The organism is Paraflavitalea sp. (genome assembly GCF_059502485.1).
This window is the reverse complement of the sequence record NZ_JCACET010000008.1, coordinates 2,470,261-2,489,972: the sequence shown is the minus strand read 5'-3', so window position 1 is coordinate 2,489,972 and position 19,712 is coordinate 2,470,261. Positions and strand designations below refer to the sequence as shown.

The following is a 19,712-nucleotide window of genomic DNA, read 5'->3' as shown; positions in this document are numbered from 1 at the left end:
AGAGGCTGGCGACTGAAAACTAATCCGCATTCCGTTTCGCTTTCCTGGCCAGCTTCAAAAACACTTCATCCATAGAGGAGGCCTGTAGTGACTTCTTCAGCTGTGCAGGTGTGTCCAACGCATCGATGCGCCCATCCACCATGATGGATACCCGGTTACAATACTCTGCTTCATCCATATAGTGGGTGGTAACGAAAATGGTAATTCCTTTGGCGGCGGCATTGTAGATCATGTTCCAGAATTCACGCCGCGTCACCGGGTCTACCCCACCGGTAGGTTCATCGAGGAATACAATACCCGGCTCGTGGAAGATGGCTACCGAGAAGGCCAGCTTCTGTTTCCATCCCAATGGCAGGGAACGCACCAGCTTATTGGCTTCGCTTTCCATGTGCAGCTCCTGCAACAGGAATGCCGTCTTCTCTTTGATGAAAGCATCGCTCTTGCCATAGATACCGGCATAGAAGCGAATATTCTCCTTCACAGTCAGATCTTCATACAGGGAAAACTTCTGGCTCATGTAGCCGATGCTCCGTTTGATCTGCTCGGTTTGTTTGTATACATCATAACCAGCAACGGTAGCAGTGCCCCCCGTAGGGATAGAAAGCCCGCACAGCATGCGCATGGCAGTGGTTTTACCGGCGCCGTTGGCTCCCAGGAACCCAAAGATCTCACCCTTGCGCACTTCAAAGGAAATCTCATCCACGGCAGTAAAATCACCAAAGCGCTTGGTAAGCAGATCGGCCTTTATAGCTATTTGTTCATTCATGTTTACTTAATTTTTCATCAGGTCCATAAAACAGTCTTCGATATCCGGTTCGATGGCCTGTATATCCACCTGCTCATGTCCCAGTTGCAACAGGTAGTGACGCAACTGTTCAACATCATAATTACCGCGCATCACAGCATGGTGGTATTCTCCAAACGGATACGCATCGGCAACGGCTCCGGATTGCTTCAGGTGGTTCAGGAGGGCCAACATGTTGGTGGCCCTTACTGCCAGCAGGGGTTTTCCAAAGGCTGTCCTTACACCGGCAGGCGTATTGACAGATAATAACTTTCCGTTTTGCACCAGCGCCACCCGGTCACACAAACTGGCTTCGTCCATATAAGGCGTAGACACCAGGATCGTAATGCCTTGCTTCTTCAGGTTGCGCAACATTTCCCAAAACTCCTTGCGCGATACAGAGTCCACACCGGTAGTAGGCTCATCGAGAAACAACACGGAAGGACGGTGAATGAGCGCGCAACTTAATGCGAGCTTCTGCTTCATACCACCGGATAATTTACCGGCACGCCTGTCTTTGAAAGGCTCGATCTGAGAATAGATATCTTTCACCAGGTCATAATTCTCTTCGATGGTCGTATTGAAAATGGTAGCAAAAAATTCCATATTCTCCGCCACCGTAAGGTCTTGGTAGAGGGAAAAGCGGCCGGGCATGTACCCTACCCTGTTGCGGATGGCTTTGAAGTCCTTCACTACGTCGAGGCCATCAACCGTGGCGCTTCCGCCATCGGGCAGCAATAAAGTAGTGAGGATGCGGAACAAAGATGTTTTACCTGCACCATCCGGTCCGATGATACCAAATAGCTCTCCCTGCTCTGCTTCGAAAGAAATACCGTGCAGGGCTTCCACCACATCCTTTTTCTTGCCGTATTTCTTAACAATATTGTTGGCTACTACTGCTGGCATGTTGATTATTTTAAAGTCACTTCTCCATACATTCCGATCTTGATAAAACCATCGTTCTTCACCCTCACCTTCACTGCATATACCAGGTTGGCACGCTCCTCTTTTGTCTGTATGGTCTTGGGTGTAAACTCTGCTTTATCAGATATCCAGGTGATCACACCAGGATACTCCCGGTAGGCATTAGCGCCGTTATCGATCAACACTTTCACTGGTTGATTCAGCTTCACCTGGGAGAGTTGTGTGCCGCTAATGTAAGCGCGCAGGGTCATGGTAGAGAGGTCAGCGATCTTATATAAGGCTTTGCCGGCAGCAGTCATTTCGCCGGCCTCTGCATACTTGGTGATCACCGTGCCACTAATGGGGTTTGTAATGCTGGCGCGCTTTAACTGATCATCCAATTGAGCTACCCGCTTTTCCAGTGGCTTGCCTTCACTAAGGATGCTACGATTCTGCGTACCTACATTGCTGCGCTGCACATTGATCTGCTGCTGTGTTACCAGCATTTGCTTCTTCACCACATCGATCTCTGCATTGAGGTCGTCCAGCTGTTTGCCGGTAGCAGCGTCTTGCTTCAACAGGTTCTCTGTACGTTGTTTTTCGCGCGTCAGCCTGTCCAGTTGCGATTGCTGAACCGCCAGCTGATCCTGCAACAGCTTTACCTGTGGCGACAGGTCGGCCGTTTTTTCTCTCAGCGCTTCAATGCTGGCCTGTACTTGGTCTTTCTGCAACGAGAGGTTTTCCGCGTCGATGGTACCCACCGATTTATCTTTAGCGATGGAATCGCCTTCGCGTACATCGAATGATAAGAGCTTGCCGGTCAATTCAGCAGACACGATCACTTCATCTACTTCAAAAGTGCCGGAGGCATCATAATTCACCTTGTTGCCATTGCAGGCTGTAAGAAAAGTAGCTATGATGGCTATTCCTGTAATGATCTTTTTCATAAAACTGTATTTATTCCTGTTGCTTGTTATAAGTTATTGGTTGCCCGATATGGTTTCGTGGTTGATCTGCGCCTGCAGTAATTGCAAGCGGTGTGCTATCAATGCCTGTCTTGCCTGGTCTTCTGCGTTCACTTCCCGCAGGTAATCGTTGGCAGTGATCACGCCATTCTCCAGTTGCGCATTGGCGGCATCTTTTACTTTGGCCCGCAGGTCGATGATCTGCTCATCAGAAGCAATCAATTTTGACAGTTTGTTCAACTCTGATTCCTGTTGTTTCAACTGTGTATTGGTGTTGAGCATGAACAACTCTTTCTGTACGTCCACCATGCGTTGGTTCACGGTCAGCAATTGCCGCTCCTTCTTCGTAGTATATAAGTTGCCCAATGACCAGTTCAGGCGGGCACCTGCCACATAAAACCAATCGAACTCAGTCTTCAGCATATTCAGTCCGGGCCGGCCATAACCACCTTGCACAAACAGGCTGGCACGTGGACGGTTCTTCGCACTGATCAGCTGGTTCTGCGTTTTGAATAAACTATCCTGATAAGTGAATAATTTAAGTTCGGGACGATTGATACCGGGCGCCATGATGTATGTTTTTACAACAGGCAGCTGCAGCGCAGTATTTTCCGGTAATTGTTTATTCAGGAATAAGGACAGCACATCGAGCCATCCTTTGCGGGTAGTTTGTAATTCGATAGTGCGCTGCTCTGCTTTCAACAGCTCGGCTTCCAGCACCAGTTGGTTGGACCGGAAGGCAGTACCATTGTTTACCTGGGCTGTCACTCTTTTAATGCCCAGCTGGATATCTTTTTTCACCAACTCTGTTTGCTTTAATTGTTCATCCAACAGCAAAATGCCAAGGTAAAACTGGTTTATGCGTTCTTTCACTTTGTACAGGTCCACTTCAGCACGTTGATCTTCTACCAGCGCATTGACCTGTTGCATATTCTTCTGAGCGGAGGTGGCGCCACCATCATACAAAAGCTGCGTCGCTTCTGCCTGTATGCGGTACTGATCTTTTGCCAGCGTAGGAATATCGATGCCCGGCACCTTGATGGGCACACTGGTTACTGCCGATTGGTAGGTAGCCTGTCCTGATACCGTAACCTGTGGCAGGAACCCTTTGCTGAGGTTGTCGATAGACAGCTCGGCTGTTTGCTTTACCAATCCCTTTTGCTTAATGAGCGGATAATTTTGCCGCGAGAGATCATAAGCCTGCTCCAACGTGAGCAGTGTGCTATCCTGCGCCATCACCGGCGATGCGCATAGCAGCAGGGCTGCTATCTTCCAATGTTTAACCATTTTATTTAACCATTTGGTCAACGTGTACATAAAAAAATTTTATAGCTTAATCGAATTGATAACGAAATCGGCCACCAGGGTCTTCCGCTCTTTCATCAGTTTCATGAATTGGTCATTCTCCAGTCCGAATACGCCCTTCACGATCGGCGTTCCAATGAAAGGGAAAACGCACATCGAGATCATGTTCATCATCAGGTGAAAGGGTTTGATGGGCCTGATGTTACCGGCCGCAATTTCACGCTCCACATGGGCGCCAAATTCGGCTACAGGCGGCGTGCGACCTCCCCATAATTTATTGATGTAATCTGTCGGGTTCTTGTGGATCTCATTCAGCACAAAAAGCGGAATAAAAGGATTATCCATCACCATGGTGATGTAATTGTCTACAAACAACCTGATCTTGTCAAACAAAGGCATATCGGCCTCAAACAACATGCTCACTTTGGGCAGGAACTTCATGGCTGCCTCATGGAATACCATCTCAAACAGTTTGTCCTTGCTGCGGAAGTAATAATGCAGAAGCGCCTTGTTGATCCCGGCCTTATCGGCAATGTCCTGCATCCTGGCCCCTGCCAGCCCCTGCTCAATGAACACCGCCTTGGCTGCTGCCAGGATCTTCTGCTCCGTACTTTGATCTTTATTTGTCTCCTCAACCATGCAGTTTAACCAAATAGTTAAACCAAAGGTATAACCAAGTAGCCAATATCGCCAAGCATTTCGGCGGATTTATTTCAAAAAATATCTAATCGATTAATTGTCAAACATGGATGACCAGTTTTAAAAATTGTGGGATTGGGTAAAAACCAGCATTGGCACCATTCACCAGGGATTTGCGCTTCCTTACTGAGGTGGTTTAGCAACCTGCTAAAAAGTCACTGTTGCCGGGATAAAATCATTTTAGTTATCCTATTTCTTCATTGATTCTCCATTCATCCTCCATTGATCCTCCGTTCATCTTCCGTTACAGAATGGAAGATCAACGAAGAATCAATGGATATTCTATGTAGACAAAAAGGCAGATAGGTGAAAATTCAGCGTTTCTTTATGAATACAGCACCTTTGCTTCAACCATGCAGGTTAAAGTGCACTTTTGTCCGGAACGATACACGGATGAGAGGAGGCTGGGAGTAACTGGCAATTACTACCTGGGAGGTAGATTGATGGCCGATGGGGTATTTATGTTAATCGATCGGTTCGTGTTCAAGCTCCCGCAAGAGTTGATCGATCGTATCATTATAAGCTATCTTGTCAAATGGCAATTGCCTTCTGTCGAAAGTCCACACTTCCATGGCAGTCTTAATAAATGTGAACTCAAACCTTATACTCTTTTGTTCGAGCCGAAGGCCATACCTGCGAGATCTCGATAATACTAAACTATATAAAGAAGTGCCAGCCCTCAAAGTTTTATCAAATCCTCTTGCCCGCATTTCCCGGATAAGCTGAAGTATTTCTTTCGCTTTATCAGGCAGTACATCCTTATAGGAATCCTCAACAAGATCCCAACCTATGATGAACTCCCCGGTTATTCCATCGCCCTGCTCGTAATACGCAGCAAGCGGATCAAAATGTACTTCAGGAAATTCGTTGCTCAATACAGATGGCATTGCCTTATCGACAACCCATTTTTTGATCAAGGTCCCGGCACCGCTCGCGTTACTGGTGTATACAGTTAATAGTGGACAATCATCCCATTTAAAAATATAGCGGGGATTGGGCTCGTCGCCATAATAATAAATCTGGCAAGCCCTTTCTTCGTGCCTGAACCAAAGGTTATAAGAAAAGAACTCTTCCAGCATATTATGCTGCGCTATGTTGAGCAATTCGGGATTTGATACGATAATTTCTTCCCTAATCAATTCAAGTCCCTTCTTTTCCTTTTCCATGCGCGACTCCGGCTGCTGCTTCCATGGCACCCTTAAAAACCGGCATATGATTCTCTTTAAGCGCATAATAGGGCCCTCAATATAAACTTTGCAAAAACTGCTTTAAATTATCAGTCTGGTATACGATACCAAAGTCGCCATTGTCGACACTGTATATCTTGCCTTTGTGTGTGCCCTGCATGGCCATACAAATAGTCCCGCTGCCTTCCATGATGACACACAGGTGTTCGACTTCTACGTAGCTTCTGGGATGTTCGAAGTGTACCTGCATTTCTTCCAGGTGTTCCCGGTCCTGGTTGAACCGCCAGAAATTATCTACTGTTATCACCGAATCAACCCTGCCATCTGTTTTCCATCCATCTGGCAGGATCCTGTCAAAGTGTTTGAGTTTATACTGGCTATGACTTGCTTCGTCCAGCAGGAATTCTTTGTATTCGTCCAGTAGTTTGAACCCCAGTTTTTCTTCAATGCTTATGACCTTATCAATAGGTTGCATAAGAAGTTTGGTTAATAGTTTTGTGTAGCCCTGATGTAGTGATCGAAAATAGCGATCGTTCTTTCCTTGATGAGGTTCAGGTATTCGGCAGATTCCGTCAACTGCTGTATAGAGCCTCCACCTGAGTAATCGTCTTTGCTGATCAAGTCTACCAGTTTTGATTCACTGTCACGGAAAGCGATCCACGACTTTTGTGCCTGGACCAACACCTTTTTATCTTCTCCTTTTAAAGTGGCCAGTAGTTTCTTGTAGTACTTATTCAGCAGGCTGTCATACAGTTTCGCAGTTTCATATCCCGCATCGCGCATGCTGTAGTCTGAAAAATTAACCTTTATGTATTCCTCCATAAACCTTTCCACTCGGAAGGTATCAAGGATAAATTCAATCTGTGCAGCATTGACCTTATCCTTCTCCAGTTGTTGTTTCTTTTTAGGTACCTCCTTTTCAATCTCCAGCTTGAACTTCTTTTGCAGCTCCGGGGTTACCTCCATAGATGTCTGCGCTGTTGATGAAAAATAAAACAAGAGTCCTGCTGCAATAACCAATGTTGATTTCATAAATGGCATTAAAGAGTACAACCAGCAGAGGTATTAATCAATCAATTTACTCTCCCCATTCTTTTCTCCATCCTTCGCATCATCTCCTTTCAGATAAGAAGGCAGGTTCAGGCCAGCCATGTTGAAGAGGTCATTGAGCGGCGGAACGGTCTTCATCATACCGGAAACAAAGTTGGCGGTAGACGAGTTGCCGTTTTCGGTACCGTTACCGGAATCCCACACAGTGATCTTGTCGATCTTGATGTTCTTCACTGCTTCTACCTGTGTACGCACCAGTTCAGGCAGCTTTTCGATCAGCAACAACTGGAACGCCTTATTAGGATCGCCACCGGCAGCGGCTACTACTTCTTTGTAACCTTCCGCCTGCTTGGTCAGTATCTCATACAAACCTTTTGCTTCAGCCTGCATCTTGGCGTAGATGGCATCAGCCTCACCCTTGGCATTCTCCCGAATGGTTTCGGCAGCAGCCTGTGCCTCGATGATAGCTCGTTGTTTGGCAATCTCTGCAGGTACTACAATATTCGCCAATTGCGTAGAGCGCTCTCTTTCGGCACGTGCAATTTCAGCTTTCTGCTCCGCTACATACGACGCTTCGAGCGCCTTCGCAGCCTGTACTTTTTCGGCAGACATAGCAATACGCAAAGCTTCCGCTTCTTTCTCCCGGCGGGCGGCCTCTGAATTGGCGATAGAGATCTTGGCTTCATTTTCCCCCTGGATAGCGATGGCATTGGCTTCTGAAGTCTTTACACGGGTATCTCTTTGTGCTTCTGCTTTACCAATGGTTTCATCGCGCACCGCAGTGGCTATGCTGATCTCTTTATCTTTTTGTGTAATGGCAATCTTTACATCACGGTCACGGTGTGTTTCCGCAATTTGCGTATCCTTTTCCCGGTCAGCCAGGGCTTTACCGGTTTCACCGATCTTCTCCTGCTCAGCCACGCTGATCTTGGCTTCGTTGATCGCCTTGGCAGCCGCTTCCTTACCTAGGGCAGCGATATAACCAGACTCATCCTTGATATCGGTTACGTTTACGTTGATCAGCTTCAGGCCGATCTTCTTCAGTTCACTGTCTACGTTCTTGGAGATGTTCTCCAGGAATTTATCGCGGTCAGAGTTGATCTCTTCAATGGTCATGGTGGCAATCACCAGACGCAACTGACCAAACAGGATATCCTTGGCCAACTCCTGAATTTGCTCACCTGATAAACCCAGCAATCTTTCGGCAGCTGTGTTCATGCTGTCGGCCTCAGTAGAAATGGCAATGGTAAAACGACAGGGTACGTCGATGCGGATGTTCTGGCGGCTAAGCGCGTTGGTGAGGTTCGCTTCAATTGACAAAGGCTTCAGGTCAAGGAAAGCATAGTCCTGTACCACCGGCCAGATGAAGGCGCCACCTCCATGGATACATTTGGCGGAAGCACCGCCGGTGCGGCCATAGATCACTAATATTTTATCACTTGGGCATCGCTTGTAGCGCGATACCAACGCCAGAATGGTTACAAAAAGCACTACTGCTGCAACTACAATAATCATAATAGGTGTCATAAACGAGGGGTTAAATAAGGGCTACAATTAAAATATTATCAGTATCAACATTGATTACTTTCACGATAGCGCCGGAAGGGATCTTTTCTTCCCGGTCGGTCATGGCATCGAGCTCACGCATGGAACCATTGACACTTACCATGATCTTACCTTTGCCCGACCGGCGGGCAGGGATCGTCAGGTATACTTCGGCTGTTTTATTAAGTGTTTGTGAAAACTTAAAGGAATTGTCTTCACCCAGCTTTTGAATTTGCCGGATGACAAGAAAGAAGATGTACACGAATAAAATACCCACTGCCAGCGAAATGGTAATGAGTAGCGTGGGATTAGAAATGGTATGATAGAAAGAAATACCTGTCCAGCTAAAGCCTAACAAAAAGTTAATCAGGTTGCGCAACGAAAAAAGCTGGAAGGGAGCGTCAGTATGACCAAGGTCGCCATTAAAATCAGCGGCGGTGCCATCCATTGAATCGGCGCCCGCGAAGGTCATGATGGTTTGTATGAGGAAGATCACACTGGCTGGAATGGCAACAAACCAAAACATTCTCAGCAACGGCTCGAGGGAGTCGAGTAGTTCCATAAACAAAGGATTATAGGGGTTAACAATAACGGGTATTGTCGGTCCGGGATCAACCCGGCGGCGGTAAGATAATACATTTTAGTGCTTTATCCATAGCGCCGAAGGATGTTATCTATTAGTATACAGAGGAGCCAATTTGTTTCAGCATTAGAGACATTTTAACATGGATATTTATTACTGCCGGCTCCCCAAACACCCTTAAAAAAACATTTCCCTGCCGGCATTATAGCAGCGGCAGGGAAATAATAAGTTAACACCTGAAACTATTATTCAGCCCAACTCATGGTATAGTCCGGATTTTCAATGGATAGTGCCTCCACCGTTAGTTGCAGCGGATGGAAGGTATCCACCATCACGGCCAACTCTTTGGTTTCTTTGGCACCGAGGCTCTTTTCTACCGCACCCGGATGAGGGCCATGCGGAATGCCACTCGGATGCAGCGTGATCATACCGCGTGTAACGTTCTTGCGACTCATAAAATCGCCATCCACATAATACAATAGCTCATCGCTGTCGATATTGCTGTGGTTGTACGGTGCCGGTACCGCTTGCGGATGATAGTCGAATAGCCGGGGACAGAAGGAGCATACCACAAAGTTGTTGGCTTCGAAGGTTTGGTGTACCGGTGGCGGCTGGTGTACCCGGCCAGTGATTGGTTCAAAATCATGAATGCTGAAGGCAAACGGATAACAGCAACCGTCCCACCCTACCACATCAAAAGGATGATGTCCATAATGGATGCCATACAGCATACCTCTCTTTTTAGTCTTGATCAGGAAGTCGCCCTTCTCATCAAAGGTTGGCAGGTTTTGCGGAGCCCGGATATCCCGTTCGCAATAGGGGGAATGCTCCAGCAACTGACCATATTTGCTGAGGTATCTTTTAGGAAAACGGATGGGGCTGAATGATTCTACGATGAATAACCGGTTATGATTATCCCTGAAATGTATCTGATAAATGGTGCCGCGCGGTATCACCAGGTAATCGCCATATGCAAAAGGCAGTTCGCCATACATGGTACGCAATACGCCCTCTCCTTCATGTACAAAGATCATTTCATCGGCATCGGCATTCTTGTAATAATAGGCGTCCATGCTGCCCTGTGGCGCCGCCAATACGACGTGGCAGTCATTGTTTACCAACACCGGTTTACGGCTTTGCAGAAAATCCTTTTCGGGCTTAATGCTGAACCCCTCGAAACTGCGGTGCTTCAGCATTTTTTCCTCCGCTACCTTCGGCGCCACATTGATGGGTTCATCCGTATGAATGATCTGCGTAGGAGGATGATTATGGTATAGCAAAGAGTAATCGTTGGAGAACCCTTCGGTGGAAAATAACTGTTCGGAATATAAACCGCCATCGGGTTTGCGGAACTGGGTATGACGTTTATGCGGGATCTGCCCGAGTTTATGATAGTAAGGCATAGCAATTAAAATTTGAAGATTCGATAATAAGAAGACAAGTTGTGGGCTCCCACTAACTCGAAGCATCCAAGGCCACCATCAGGAAATAATATTTCCAGCGGCGTTTATCGATCCAATAGATGAAATTGCGGTGAAAAGGCATATTTTCAATCGTTGCTATAAAGATAGCATAAAACAGGAAGGATTTACCGGCTAATCCCTGCTACGTCCTTATGCAGGGACCTCATCCAAAAGCAGGAAAATAATGGAACAATGAATTGCCCAAGAGTACTAAAGACAATCCGGGAAGAATGTATACCCATATGCGCAGCGGTATGTACAGTAACTCATGTACCGTATCCATCCTTTTTTTATTTCCATGCTTGTCTTTGTAATAATCGTACCGGATAAACCAGGTACAGACCGCAGTAGGCAATAATGCTATTCCCAGAATGCTGTAGAAATCAATTTTTGAAAAGATACCACCAACGCTACGATACAACTCTCCGCCAACTACAGCCGTCAAAACCAGCCATACAATCAGGAAAAGCACTACCAGTATACCTTTGTTTTTGAATGGAATATCAACCATTGTGTCAGGTTTATAAATTTGTACTGCCGATCATTCTGCTCAACTGGCCTTTATCATGTCTGTAAGCTTCTATTTCACCGATCCTCGACAATACAAAGGTGCGTAAATAATCGGTCGGTCCCTGCTGATAATCACGCTTTCTGTTCCTTCCGTTAACGATCAATGCACGTATCGTTTTGGGGATTCCTCCGGGAAACTCCCACCAACCCAACAGCGCCGATCTGATCATAGCTTTACTGTTTGCCTTCTTCAATACTTCCGGGCTGCCAACCACTATTTGCTCCCGGTAGTGCGAAAAGAACAGGACTCCTGCTGCTTCAGCCACCAAGGTGGCATTCAATTTTACTGAAGCATTGCCAGTAACCGGACACGGCAGGTTTTGTATCAGTTCGCAATATTGATCTATTTCTGCAGTCGTATAGGTCCTTTGCTGTACATCAACGCTTTTGGTCAAACCATCATGCAGGCCACGCCGCTTGATCTCCTCTTTCACAATAGCAGTGGCCTCATGCGTCAACCCTTCCATCCGTTGTGTAACCACAGCGGTCAATTCCTCATCCGACATCCTTTGGTATGTTTCTCGTATAAATTGAAGATCAATCCCGGTGCTCATGTTTTGATAATTACGCTTCAAAATAACCAATTCTTCCTGTGCACCCAATAAACCTGTGTTATATTCGCTGCCACATTTTGATTTCCGTATGACGCGTATTGGACTTATTTCAGACACCCACAGCTTCCTGGATCCGGCCGTATTCAAACACTTTGAACACTGTGATGAGATCTGGCATGCCGGTGATTTCGGGACGCTGGCCATTGCCGAGCAACTCGGGGCCTTCAAGCCGCTGAAAGGAGTGTACGGCAATATCGATGGCAACGAGATCAGGAGCGTATACCCTGAAAAACTACGCTGGACCTGCGAGGAAGTAGAGGTCTGTATGATCCATATAGGTGGCTACCCACCCAAATACAACCCGGCCGTTAAAAAGGAGCTTACCGCCCACCCGCCCCAACTGTTTATAGCCGGCCACTCCCATATTTTAAAAGTGATTTACGACGACAAAATCAACTGTCTGCACATGAATCCCGGCGCCGCTGGCCGGGAAGGCTGGCATAAAGTGCGCACACTCATCACTTTCGCCATCGACGGCAAGGATATGAAAGATTGCAATGTGATTGAGCTGGGAAAGAGATAGTCCTCCCAGCCAACCTTCTCCCCAAAAAGTCGTATATTAATAGTAGAAGAGAAACACAAGGAATTTTAACCCGCCAAATCTTACAGTCATTGCTGCCATTGTACATACCAATGGGAACTGCTTCATGAGGAAAGGCTGTCTGGTCTTTTATTTCCTCCTGTTGTTTTTAAACGCCAGCGCAGATCATATCACCGGCGGGGAAACCTATTATACCCTCATCAGCGCCTCCAACGGTCAGTTCCGCTATCGGGTTACCGTAAAGTTATTCATGGACTGCTTCAGCAACCGCCAGTTCAGCAACCCCGGCATTATCGGTATCTTTAATAAAGGCACCGGCGCACGGTTCACCGATGTTTCCGTGCCGCTGGGCAACCAGGAAACACTCAATCTTACAGATGCCGGTCCCTGCATTACCAATCCCCCACCCGTTTGCTACCGCGTAGGTTATTACGACTTTGAAGTGACGCTGCCTGCTTCGGCTGAAGGCTACACCATCGCCACACAGGTCAACTATCGTGTCAACGGCATCAGCAACCTGGTAAGTGGTTACAGCAATGTGGGCGCCACCTATTGTGGTGAAATTCCCGGCACCAGCGCTCATCCCGAAGGCCCTAAGAACAGCAGCGCCCATTTTACCGGCAGCGACATGGTGGTAGTATGCGCCAACAATGTTTTCTCCTACAGCTTTGCCGCCAACGATCCCGATACTGAAGATAAGTTGCATTACTCCTTTTGCGATGCTTATGTAGGTGGCTCCATCGGAGGCGGGGGCAATGCTTCACCACCCAATCCACCTCCTTACTATTCGGTGCCCTATGGCAATGGCTTCAATGGAGGCCTGCCGCTGGGTACGCAGGTACAGATCGATCCCAATACGGGCTTGATCACCGGCATCGCACCGCCGGAAGGCACTTACGTTGTTACCGTATGCGTGCAGGAAATACGCGACAATAAAGTAATAGCTATACAACGCAAAGACCTGCAGATAAAGATCACATCATGCAATGTGGCTGCCGCTTCTCTTCCACCGGGTTACATGCTTTGCGACAATACGCAAACCATCAACCTTGTCAACCTGTCTACCAGCCCGCTGATCAACAGCTACAACTGGGAGATCACCAACGCAGCCGGTACGCCACTTTACTCATCGGCATCCTCTACCACTTCTTTTACATTTGCCGATACGGGCCTCTACACCGTTAAGCTGGTCATCAATCGTAATGGCCAGTGTGCCGACTCTTCTACTTCGCTCGCCCGGGTATATCCGGGCTTTGTACCCGCTTTCGACTTTGCCGGTATTTGCATCAACAAGCCCACCAGGTTCAGGGACCTGTCGACTACTGTGTATGGACAGGTAAATAAATGGTCATGGGATTTTGGCCAGCCGGGTGTGCCCACCGCCATATCTACAGATCAACATCCCACTTATACGTATCCAAGCTTAGGCCCCAAACCGGTAAGGCTCATCGTGACCAACACCAAGGGCTGTATAGACACGTTGACTAAATCGGTGCAGATCGTAGACAAACCACCTATCAGACTTGCCTTCCGTGATACATTAATCTGTATCCCCGACAACTTACAACTGAAGGCCAATGGGAGTGGTGTATTCAGTTGGGCTCCTAACACCAATATGACCAATCCCAATACTCCTACGCCTACTGTAGCACCCATATCAACCACCCGTTATTATGTAACGCTGGATGATAATGGCTGTATTAACCAGGATTCAGTATTGGTGAGGGTGGTAGATCATGTGACATTACAGGTGATGAACGATACGATCATTTGCCAGGGAGATGCGATACAGCTACACCTTTCATCGGATGGACTACGCTATGTATGGACGCCGGCCACCCAAATGCAGAACCCCAATATTCCTTTGCCCGTTGCCACTACTTCCTTCAACACATTGTATACTGTAACTGCCTATATAGGCAGCTGTTCGGCTGTAGGTGATGTGCAGGTCACTACAGTGGCCTACCCTATTGCGAATGCCGGCCCCAATATCATGATATGCCACGACGCCACTGTGCAGTTGAATGCCAGCACAAATGGTAAGACAGTGGCCTGGACACCAGCCGCCACCCTCAGCAATGCCACCATCTTAAATCCGGTAGCTCATCCACGCAGCACGACAGAATACATCCTGGCTGCTTATGACCTTACCAGTGGATGTCCCAAGGCAGGGCTGGACTCCATACTGGTGACTGTGTTACCTGATATCGTTGCCACTGCCGGACGCGATACGACAGCAGTCATTGGACAACCCATTCAGCTTAAAGCTACCGGGGGCGTACGGTACGAATGGATACCGGGAGAAGCACTATCGGCTACAGATATTCCCAATCCCATCTTTACTTACAATTCACCTTCTGATGGATTACGCTATAAAGTATTTGTGTATAATGAAGCGGATTGTGTAGACTCTGCCTTCCTGCGGCTAAAAGTATTTAAAACACGCCCCTCTATATTCGTTCCTTCAGCCTTCTCTCCCAATGGCGACAGGAACAATGATGTGTTCCGTTTCATTGCAGCCGGGATGAAGAACGTGGAGTATTTCAATGTGTACAATCGCTGGGGGCAAATGGTATATAGCACTACCTCAACAGCGAATGGCTGGGATGGCAATGTAGGTGGCAAAGCGCAAGCCGCCGGCATCTACGTATGGATGGTAAAAGCCGTGGATTATACAGGCGCTTCCTACACACAGAGAGGTACAGTAACACTTGTCAGGTAAGGTATCATCTCCTAATTTTACCGTTCAAACCTTTACACGTATGATCACCCGAATATGGCATGGCCGCACAAAAACCACTGATGCTGCCGTTTACCGCCAATATGTGATAGACACTGGCATACCGGAATATTTAGCAACACCTGGTAACCGGGGCGCGCAAATCTGGCAAAAGACAGAAGGTGACGTTACTCATATCTGGACCGTTTCCTGGTGGGATGACCTCGGGAGCATCAAAGGGTTCGCCGGAGATGATATCAGCAAAGCCCATTATTACGATGAAGATGAAAAATACCTGCTGGAATTTGAACCACATGTTCAGCATTATGAGGCGTATGATTTTCCACCGCTTGACAGATAGGTAATACTCACTTGGTTAGTCTGGCCGCTTTGAGCGGCCTGACCGTAGTAGCTTACAGTAAACCCTTATTGATACGGGACAGGAACACTTCGCGGTACTTCTCACTCACAGGGATACGTTCAGTGCCTATAAACACATGGTTATCCTCGATGCGGCGGATATGGTGCCGGTTGATGATGTAGGATAAATGTACCCGGGAGAAATTGGCCGGCAACGTTTCTTCGAGGTCTTTCATGCGCTTATACACTACATGTCGCCCTTCTTTGGTATGGAACACCACATAATCTTTAAGTCCCTCGATCAACAGTACATCATCATAATCCAGTTGTACAATCGCCTTACCCGTTTTCAGGAATAGCTTTTGTGCCGAAGGTGGCGCCACAGGATGCCCGCCCGGCGTAGTGCTCAATTTGGATACTTTATTCACTGCCATCAGGAAGCGCTCGAAAGTAATCGGCTTCAGCAGGTAATCGATCGCATTCTTCTCATAGCTGTCTACCGCAAATTCAGAATAGGCTGTTGTAAAAATAAAGGGCTGATCGGGTGGCAGCAAGGTAGCAAGCTGCATGCCCGACAGATGGGGCATATTGATATCGAGGAAAATGAGGTCAGGTTTCGACTGCTTCAGGAATGTCAATGCTTCCAGCGCATTGTAGCATTTGTGCTGCAACTGCAGGTAAGGCACCTGGCTGATGTATTCTTCCAGCAGGTTCACCGCGTACGGTTCATCATCTATTACCAGGCAGTTGATCATTTTGCTACAGGAAATTTGAGGGTGGCAGTAAAGCAATGCTCGGTCTTTTCCGTAGTCAAAGTAAAATCATTTCCATATAATAAGGTCAGCCGCTTGCGGAGATTAGTGAGGCCTACCCCACCTTTCGACCTGCACTCATGATCGTAGTGACTGTTTTTAGTAGTAAAGTGCAGATAACCATCCTGTTGCTCCAACGTGATCACCACATCGTTTTGCTCCACCGATTTATCTACTCCATGCTTAAATATATTTTCAACGAGCGAGATGAGTAGCATAGGCGGAATGATGAGGGCATCATTGATACTGTTCCGGTCGAAGACAATTGCAGCTTTGTGCAGCATGCGTATCTGTTCCAGTTCGATATAGTTTTCCAGGAAGTCTATTTCAGTGAGGAGGGGCACGCGCTCCTTGGGCGCTTCATCTACAAAGTAGCGCATAATGTCCGACAGACGGGCTACCACTTCGGCCGTTCTTTCATTCTTTGTATAGGCGAGGTAATAGATGTTGTTGAGCGTGTTGAAGAGGAAATGGGGTTGCACCTGTGCTTTCAGCAGGTTGAGTTCGGAAGCCAGCTGCTGGTTGCGCATCTCTTCCTGCTTGCGTAGCAGGTATACATGATCAATAGTGATACGCAACAGCGCCCCAAACAGGAAAGCAAGGAAGTTAGTAATGAACACAGCTGAGAAATGCGGCAGTTGCCAGGTGTAAAAAGAGAGGTGCAGTGGCATCAATAGCTGGTTTTCTGCATACATGCGCACAATGAGCAATGTGGCCAGAAACAAGGTAGAAAGTGTAAAATATAAAGTCCGCCGGTTGCGCTGATAATAACGCGGTATCAGCCAGGCGGCATTACCATATACAGCTATGACGTAGGTTAATGTAGCAATCGTTACCGATCCAATACCATACATGGGTTGCTCCCACTTCTGAATAGCATACAAGCCAAGGAATACATACAACAATACCCACACGGCTGCCTGAAAACGCAGCAGTTTCTTACGCAGAGTCCTCTCTATTGATAGTACGGCCATCATGATCAAAATACGCAAATTGTTGCAAAACAAGGAGATTACCTGACTTACTTCGACCGTAACCCTTTTATTTTCGACGGTTTTTCCGAGCCCCGAAAGGTCGAAAAAAGCAAGGCTGCCAGCGAAGTGTTTTTTCAAGGGGGGATCACCAAAGTAATATTGTCCTACAAACACTTTACCATATAAAACAACCTGTATGAAACAAATTGTAACCGTACTGCTGCTGATAGCAGCCAGCTTTACTGCTCTTCCATTAACAATGCAAGCACAGGCCTCTAACGAAGAAGCTGCCGTAAAAGCATGTCTCGAAAATTATATGAGTGGAGATGGCAACCGCATGGAGAAAGCCTTTCACACATCTGCTTTCATGAAATACATAGACTATCAATCAGGAGAATTTAAAGACGTACCCATTGCAGAGTTCATCGCCCGGGCAAAGAGCAATACCACAAAAATAGAACGGAAGATAGAGATCGTTTCGATGAACATAGAAGGCAGCGCAGCACAGGCCAAGATCAGGATAGAAACCGCCCAGGTGATCATGAATGATTATATGAACCTGCTAAAGGTAAATGGTGAATGGAAGATCGTAAGCAAGATATTTTCGCGACAGAATAAGTAAGCCATGAGAGAGCTGTTGGTTATTAGCTTGTAGCTGATAGTAAAAGCCATTAGGTAGCGGATAGCTTTAAGCTAACGACTAATACCTAATGGCTAACAGCTTTATTAGAGGAGCTTCTTATTCACCAATTGCAGGAAAGCCTCCCGGTAAGAGGCACTAACAGGTAGTTTATTTTTGCCCATCACCACCTGGTTGTCGGCAATATGCTGGATATGGTCGATGTTCACGATGTAGGAATTATGGATACGTACGAAATTGGCAGGTAGTTGTTCCTCCAATTCTTTCATGCGCTTATAGATCATCATCTTACTATCGGCAGTTACAATATTCACATACTCCTTCAGCGCTTCGAGGTACAATACTTTGTCATACTCTACTTTAATAAGTTGCTTGCCCGATTTTACGAAGATATAGTCTGCGCCGGCAGGCACTTCCTTCACCACCGTTTCCTGCCGGGGTTGGGTAAAGAGCGATTGGGCCTTGTTTACCGCCTGCATGAACCGCTTAAAGGTTACCGGCTTCAGCAGGTAATCCACGGCATTATATTCATAGCCTTCAAGCGCATAATTGGCATAAGCGGTACTGAAGATGATATGTTGTTCTTTAGGCAACATGGCAGCCAGGTCCATACCCGAAAGCTGGGGCATGTTGATGTCCATGAAAATGAGCTGCACTGTATCCGACTTCAGGAACTCCAATACTTCAAACGCATCATAGCACTTTGCCTTCAATTGTAAGAAAGGCACTTTGCGGATATGATCTTCCAGCAGTTGCACCGCATTGGGCTCATCATCTACTATAAGACAGGTGATCACGCTCACAAGGGAATAGTTAAATGTGCTAAAAATAAAACATCCTTAGAAGTCTGCAGTATATAGCGATCGCCATACAAGAGATCCAGCCGTGACCTCAAATTAGCCAGGCCATTACCTCCATGCTGCGCAGGCTCCAGTTCTTCAAACACCCTGTTGCGCACGTCCATGCTCAGCTTGCCTTCACTTATCGTTATATTCAATACCAGCAGGTTCTCTTCACTACGTTTGTTGATGCCATGCTTGAACACATTTTCTACCAGGGGGATCAGCAGCATGGGTGGAATACTCACTTCAGCAATCTCGCCTTTCACCGTGAAATCCATTTGCATCGGGTGGCGCATGCGCAGCTTCTCCAGGTGAATATAGTCCCGGATGAAATCGATCTCCCGCGTCAACAGTATCTTCTCTTTAGGACCTTCATCTACAAAATAACGCATTATATTGGATAGCCGCTCCAGCAAAACGGCTGTGGCAGGCGATTCCCGCTGTGCTACAAAGTAGATATTATTGAGGGTATTGAACAGGAAATGGGGTTGTACCTGTCCTTTCAACAGGTTGAGCTCCGCTTCTGCCGTACGTTTCTGTAACTGCTCCTGCTGTTTGCGCATGGTGAAGTAATCGAACGCCAGCCGCAACGGCAGGCTGAACAGGAACACCATCAGGTTCAGGAAAAAGGTAAACATATAATACCTTACTACAGTACCCGACTCCCGTTCAACCGGCATTCTTTTATCGGGTAACACTTTCGAAATAAATATCTGCACCTGTACAAATACCCAGGTAGTGACAACCAGTAACAAGATTACCAGTAACGCATATAACCATTTCTTGTTCCGGCGATAAAAGGCAGGTACCAGCCATAGCACATTGGTATACATAATGACTGCAAACAAAACGGAATTGCAAATGGCATAGGCGGCAGACCGGCCAAACAGTTGTCCCTCATGAGAGATCATGAGAAACATCAGCAATGTGATGAACACCCATACTGTCACCTGCGTTCGGAGGAAAGGCATCTCCTTTTTCGATGAGTTCATATACTTTCAAAATTAACAGCCGGTAGTATTATTGCCTGCTGGTTTCAACAAATACCCTCTTTTTTTCAATGGTTTCAGCCATTTAATCGACATTGGCAGGCATTGAAAATACAGGCTGCTCAGTTGAATACGTTTGCTGGCCTGTTTTCCGCTCTTCAAATTTG

21 protein-coding genes are annotated in these 19,712 nt (G+C 47.0%); 4 read left to right on the top strand and 17 right to left on the bottom strand.

What is annotated here, in order from left to right:
* Window positions 1–19 precede the first annotated feature (19 nt).
* The 13 genes from AC5JBY_RS12615 to AC5JBY_RS12555 form a co-directional block, all read right to left on the bottom strand.
* Window positions 20–766, bottom strand: a complete 747-nt coding sequence (locus AC5JBY_RS12615; protein ID WP_495904955.1) for an ABC transporter ATP-binding protein — start codon at window positions 764–766, stop codon at window positions 20–22.
* A gap of 6 nt (window positions 767–772) precedes the next feature.
* Window positions 773–1,690: an ABC transporter ATP-binding protein gene (locus AC5JBY_RS12610; RefSeq protein WP_495904954.1), complete on the bottom strand. Its 918-nt coding sequence runs from the start codon at window positions 1,688–1,690 to the stop codon at window positions 773–775.
* A gap of 5 nt (window positions 1,691–1,695) precedes the next feature.
* Window positions 1,696–2,634, bottom strand: a complete 939-nt coding sequence (locus tag AC5JBY_RS12605) for an HlyD family secretion protein (RefSeq protein ID WP_495904953.1) — start codon at window positions 2,632–2,634, stop codon at window positions 1,696–1,698.
* Between the two features lie 33 nt (window positions 2,635–2,667).
* On the bottom strand, window positions 2,668–3,969 hold the full coding sequence (locus AC5JBY_RS12600; RefSeq protein WP_495904952.1) for a TolC family protein: 1,302 nt from the start codon (window positions 3,967–3,969) through the stop codon (window positions 2,668–2,670).
* Between the two features lie 9 nt (window positions 3,970–3,978).
* On the bottom strand, window positions 3,979–4,596 hold the full coding sequence (locus AC5JBY_RS12595) for a TetR/AcrR family transcriptional regulator (protein ID WP_495904951.1): 618 nt from the start codon (window positions 4,594–4,596) through the stop codon (window positions 3,979–3,981).
* Window positions 4,597–5,120: 524 nt separating this feature from the next.
* A complete protein-coding gene (locus AC5JBY_RS12590; protein ID WP_495904950.1) occupies window positions 5,121–5,888 on the bottom strand; it encodes a hypothetical protein in 768 nt (255 codons plus the stop codon).
* Window positions 5,889–5,898: 10 nt separating this feature from the next.
* Window positions 5,899–6,318 (bottom strand): SMI1/KNR4 family protein, encoded by a 420-nt coding sequence (locus AC5JBY_RS12585; RefSeq protein WP_495904949.1) that lies wholly within the window; start codon window positions 6,316–6,318, stop codon window positions 5,899–5,901.
* Window positions 6,319–6,329: 11 nt separating this feature from the next.
* Complete coding sequence (locus AC5JBY_RS12580) at window positions 6,330–6,875, bottom strand: lysozyme inhibitor LprI family protein (protein WP_495904948.1); 546 nt, start codon at window positions 6,873–6,875, stop codon at window positions 6,330–6,332.
* 33 nt (window positions 6,876–6,908) lie between these two features.
* On the bottom strand, window positions 6,909–8,420 hold the full coding sequence (locus AC5JBY_RS12575; RefSeq protein WP_495904947.1) for a flotillin family protein: 1,512 nt from the start codon (window positions 8,418–8,420) through the stop codon (window positions 6,909–6,911).
* A gap of 10 nt (window positions 8,421–8,430) precedes the next feature.
* The gene (locus AC5JBY_RS12570; protein WP_495904946.1) at window positions 8,431–9,000 is read right to left on the bottom strand and encodes a serine protease; all 570 of its coding nucleotides are present in this window, start codon (window positions 8,998–9,000) and stop codon (window positions 8,431–8,433) included.
* A 266-nt stretch (window positions 9,001–9,266) separates the two neighbouring features.
* Window positions 9,267–10,424, bottom strand: a complete 1,158-nt coding sequence (locus tag AC5JBY_RS12565; RefSeq protein WP_495904945.1) for a homogentisate 1,2-dioxygenase — start codon at window positions 10,422–10,424, stop codon at window positions 9,267–9,269.
* Between the two features lie 223 nt (window positions 10,425–10,647).
* Entirely contained in the window at window positions 10,648–10,995 is a 348-nt protein-coding gene (locus AC5JBY_RS12560) for a hypothetical protein (protein WP_495904944.1), read from the bottom strand.
* Window positions 10,996–11,005: 10 nt separating this feature from the next.
* Entirely contained in the window at window positions 11,006–11,608 is a 603-nt protein-coding gene (locus AC5JBY_RS12555; protein WP_495904943.1) for a hypothetical protein, read from the bottom strand.
* Between the two features lie 88 nt (window positions 11,609–11,696).
* Between AC5JBY_RS12555 and AC5JBY_RS12550 the strand changes: the two genes are divergently transcribed.
* From AC5JBY_RS12550 to AC5JBY_RS12540, 3 genes are all read left to right on the top strand, one after another.
* Entirely contained in the window at window positions 11,697–12,191 is a 495-nt protein-coding gene (locus AC5JBY_RS12550) for a metallophosphoesterase family protein (protein ID WP_495904942.1), read from the top strand.
* 124 nt (window positions 12,192–12,315) lie between these two features.
* Window positions 12,316–14,931 (top strand): T9SS type B sorting domain-containing protein, encoded by a 2,616-nt coding sequence (locus AC5JBY_RS12545; protein ID WP_495904941.1) that lies wholly within the window; start codon window positions 12,316–12,318, stop codon window positions 14,929–14,931.
* A gap of 40 nt (window positions 14,932–14,971) precedes the next feature.
* On the top strand, window positions 14,972–15,289 hold the full coding sequence (locus AC5JBY_RS12540) for an antibiotic biosynthesis monooxygenase (RefSeq protein WP_495904940.1): 318 nt from the start codon (window positions 14,972–14,974) through the stop codon (window positions 15,287–15,289).
* Between the two features lie 52 nt (window positions 15,290–15,341).
* Here the strand turns inward: AC5JBY_RS12540 and AC5JBY_RS12535 are convergent, their stop codons facing one another.
* Window positions 15,342–16,043 (bottom strand): LytR/AlgR family response regulator transcription factor, encoded by a 702-nt coding sequence (locus tag AC5JBY_RS12535; protein ID WP_495904939.1) that lies wholly within the window; start codon window positions 16,041–16,043, stop codon window positions 15,342–15,344.
* Window positions 16,040–17,077 (bottom strand): sensor histidine kinase, encoded by a 1,038-nt coding sequence (locus AC5JBY_RS12530; protein ID WP_495904938.1) that lies wholly within the window; start codon window positions 17,075–17,077, stop codon window positions 16,040–16,042. The genes AC5JBY_RS12535 and AC5JBY_RS12530 overlap by 4 nt, the downstream gene beginning before the upstream one ends.
* Window positions 17,078–17,270: 193 nt before the next feature.
* On the opposite strand from AC5JBY_RS12530, the gene AC5JBY_RS12525 reads away from it, so the two are divergent.
* Window positions 17,271–17,696 (top strand): nuclear transport factor 2 family protein, encoded by a 426-nt coding sequence (locus tag AC5JBY_RS12525; protein ID WP_495904937.1) that lies wholly within the window; start codon window positions 17,271–17,273, stop codon window positions 17,694–17,696.
* 104 nt (window positions 17,697–17,800) lie between these two features.
* Here the strand turns inward: AC5JBY_RS12525 and AC5JBY_RS12520 are convergent, their stop codons facing one another.
* The gene (locus AC5JBY_RS12520; protein WP_495904936.1) at window positions 17,801–18,517 is read right to left on the bottom strand and encodes a LytR/AlgR family response regulator transcription factor; all 717 of its coding nucleotides are present in this window, start codon (window positions 18,515–18,517) and stop codon (window positions 17,801–17,803) included.
* A complete protein-coding gene (locus tag AC5JBY_RS12515; RefSeq protein ID WP_495904935.1) occupies window positions 18,514–19,548 on the bottom strand; it encodes a sensor histidine kinase in 1,035 nt (344 codons plus the stop codon). Before AC5JBY_RS12515 ends, AC5JBY_RS12520 begins: the two co-directional genes overlap by 4 nt.
* Between the last annotated feature and the right edge of the window lie 164 nt (window positions 19,549–19,712).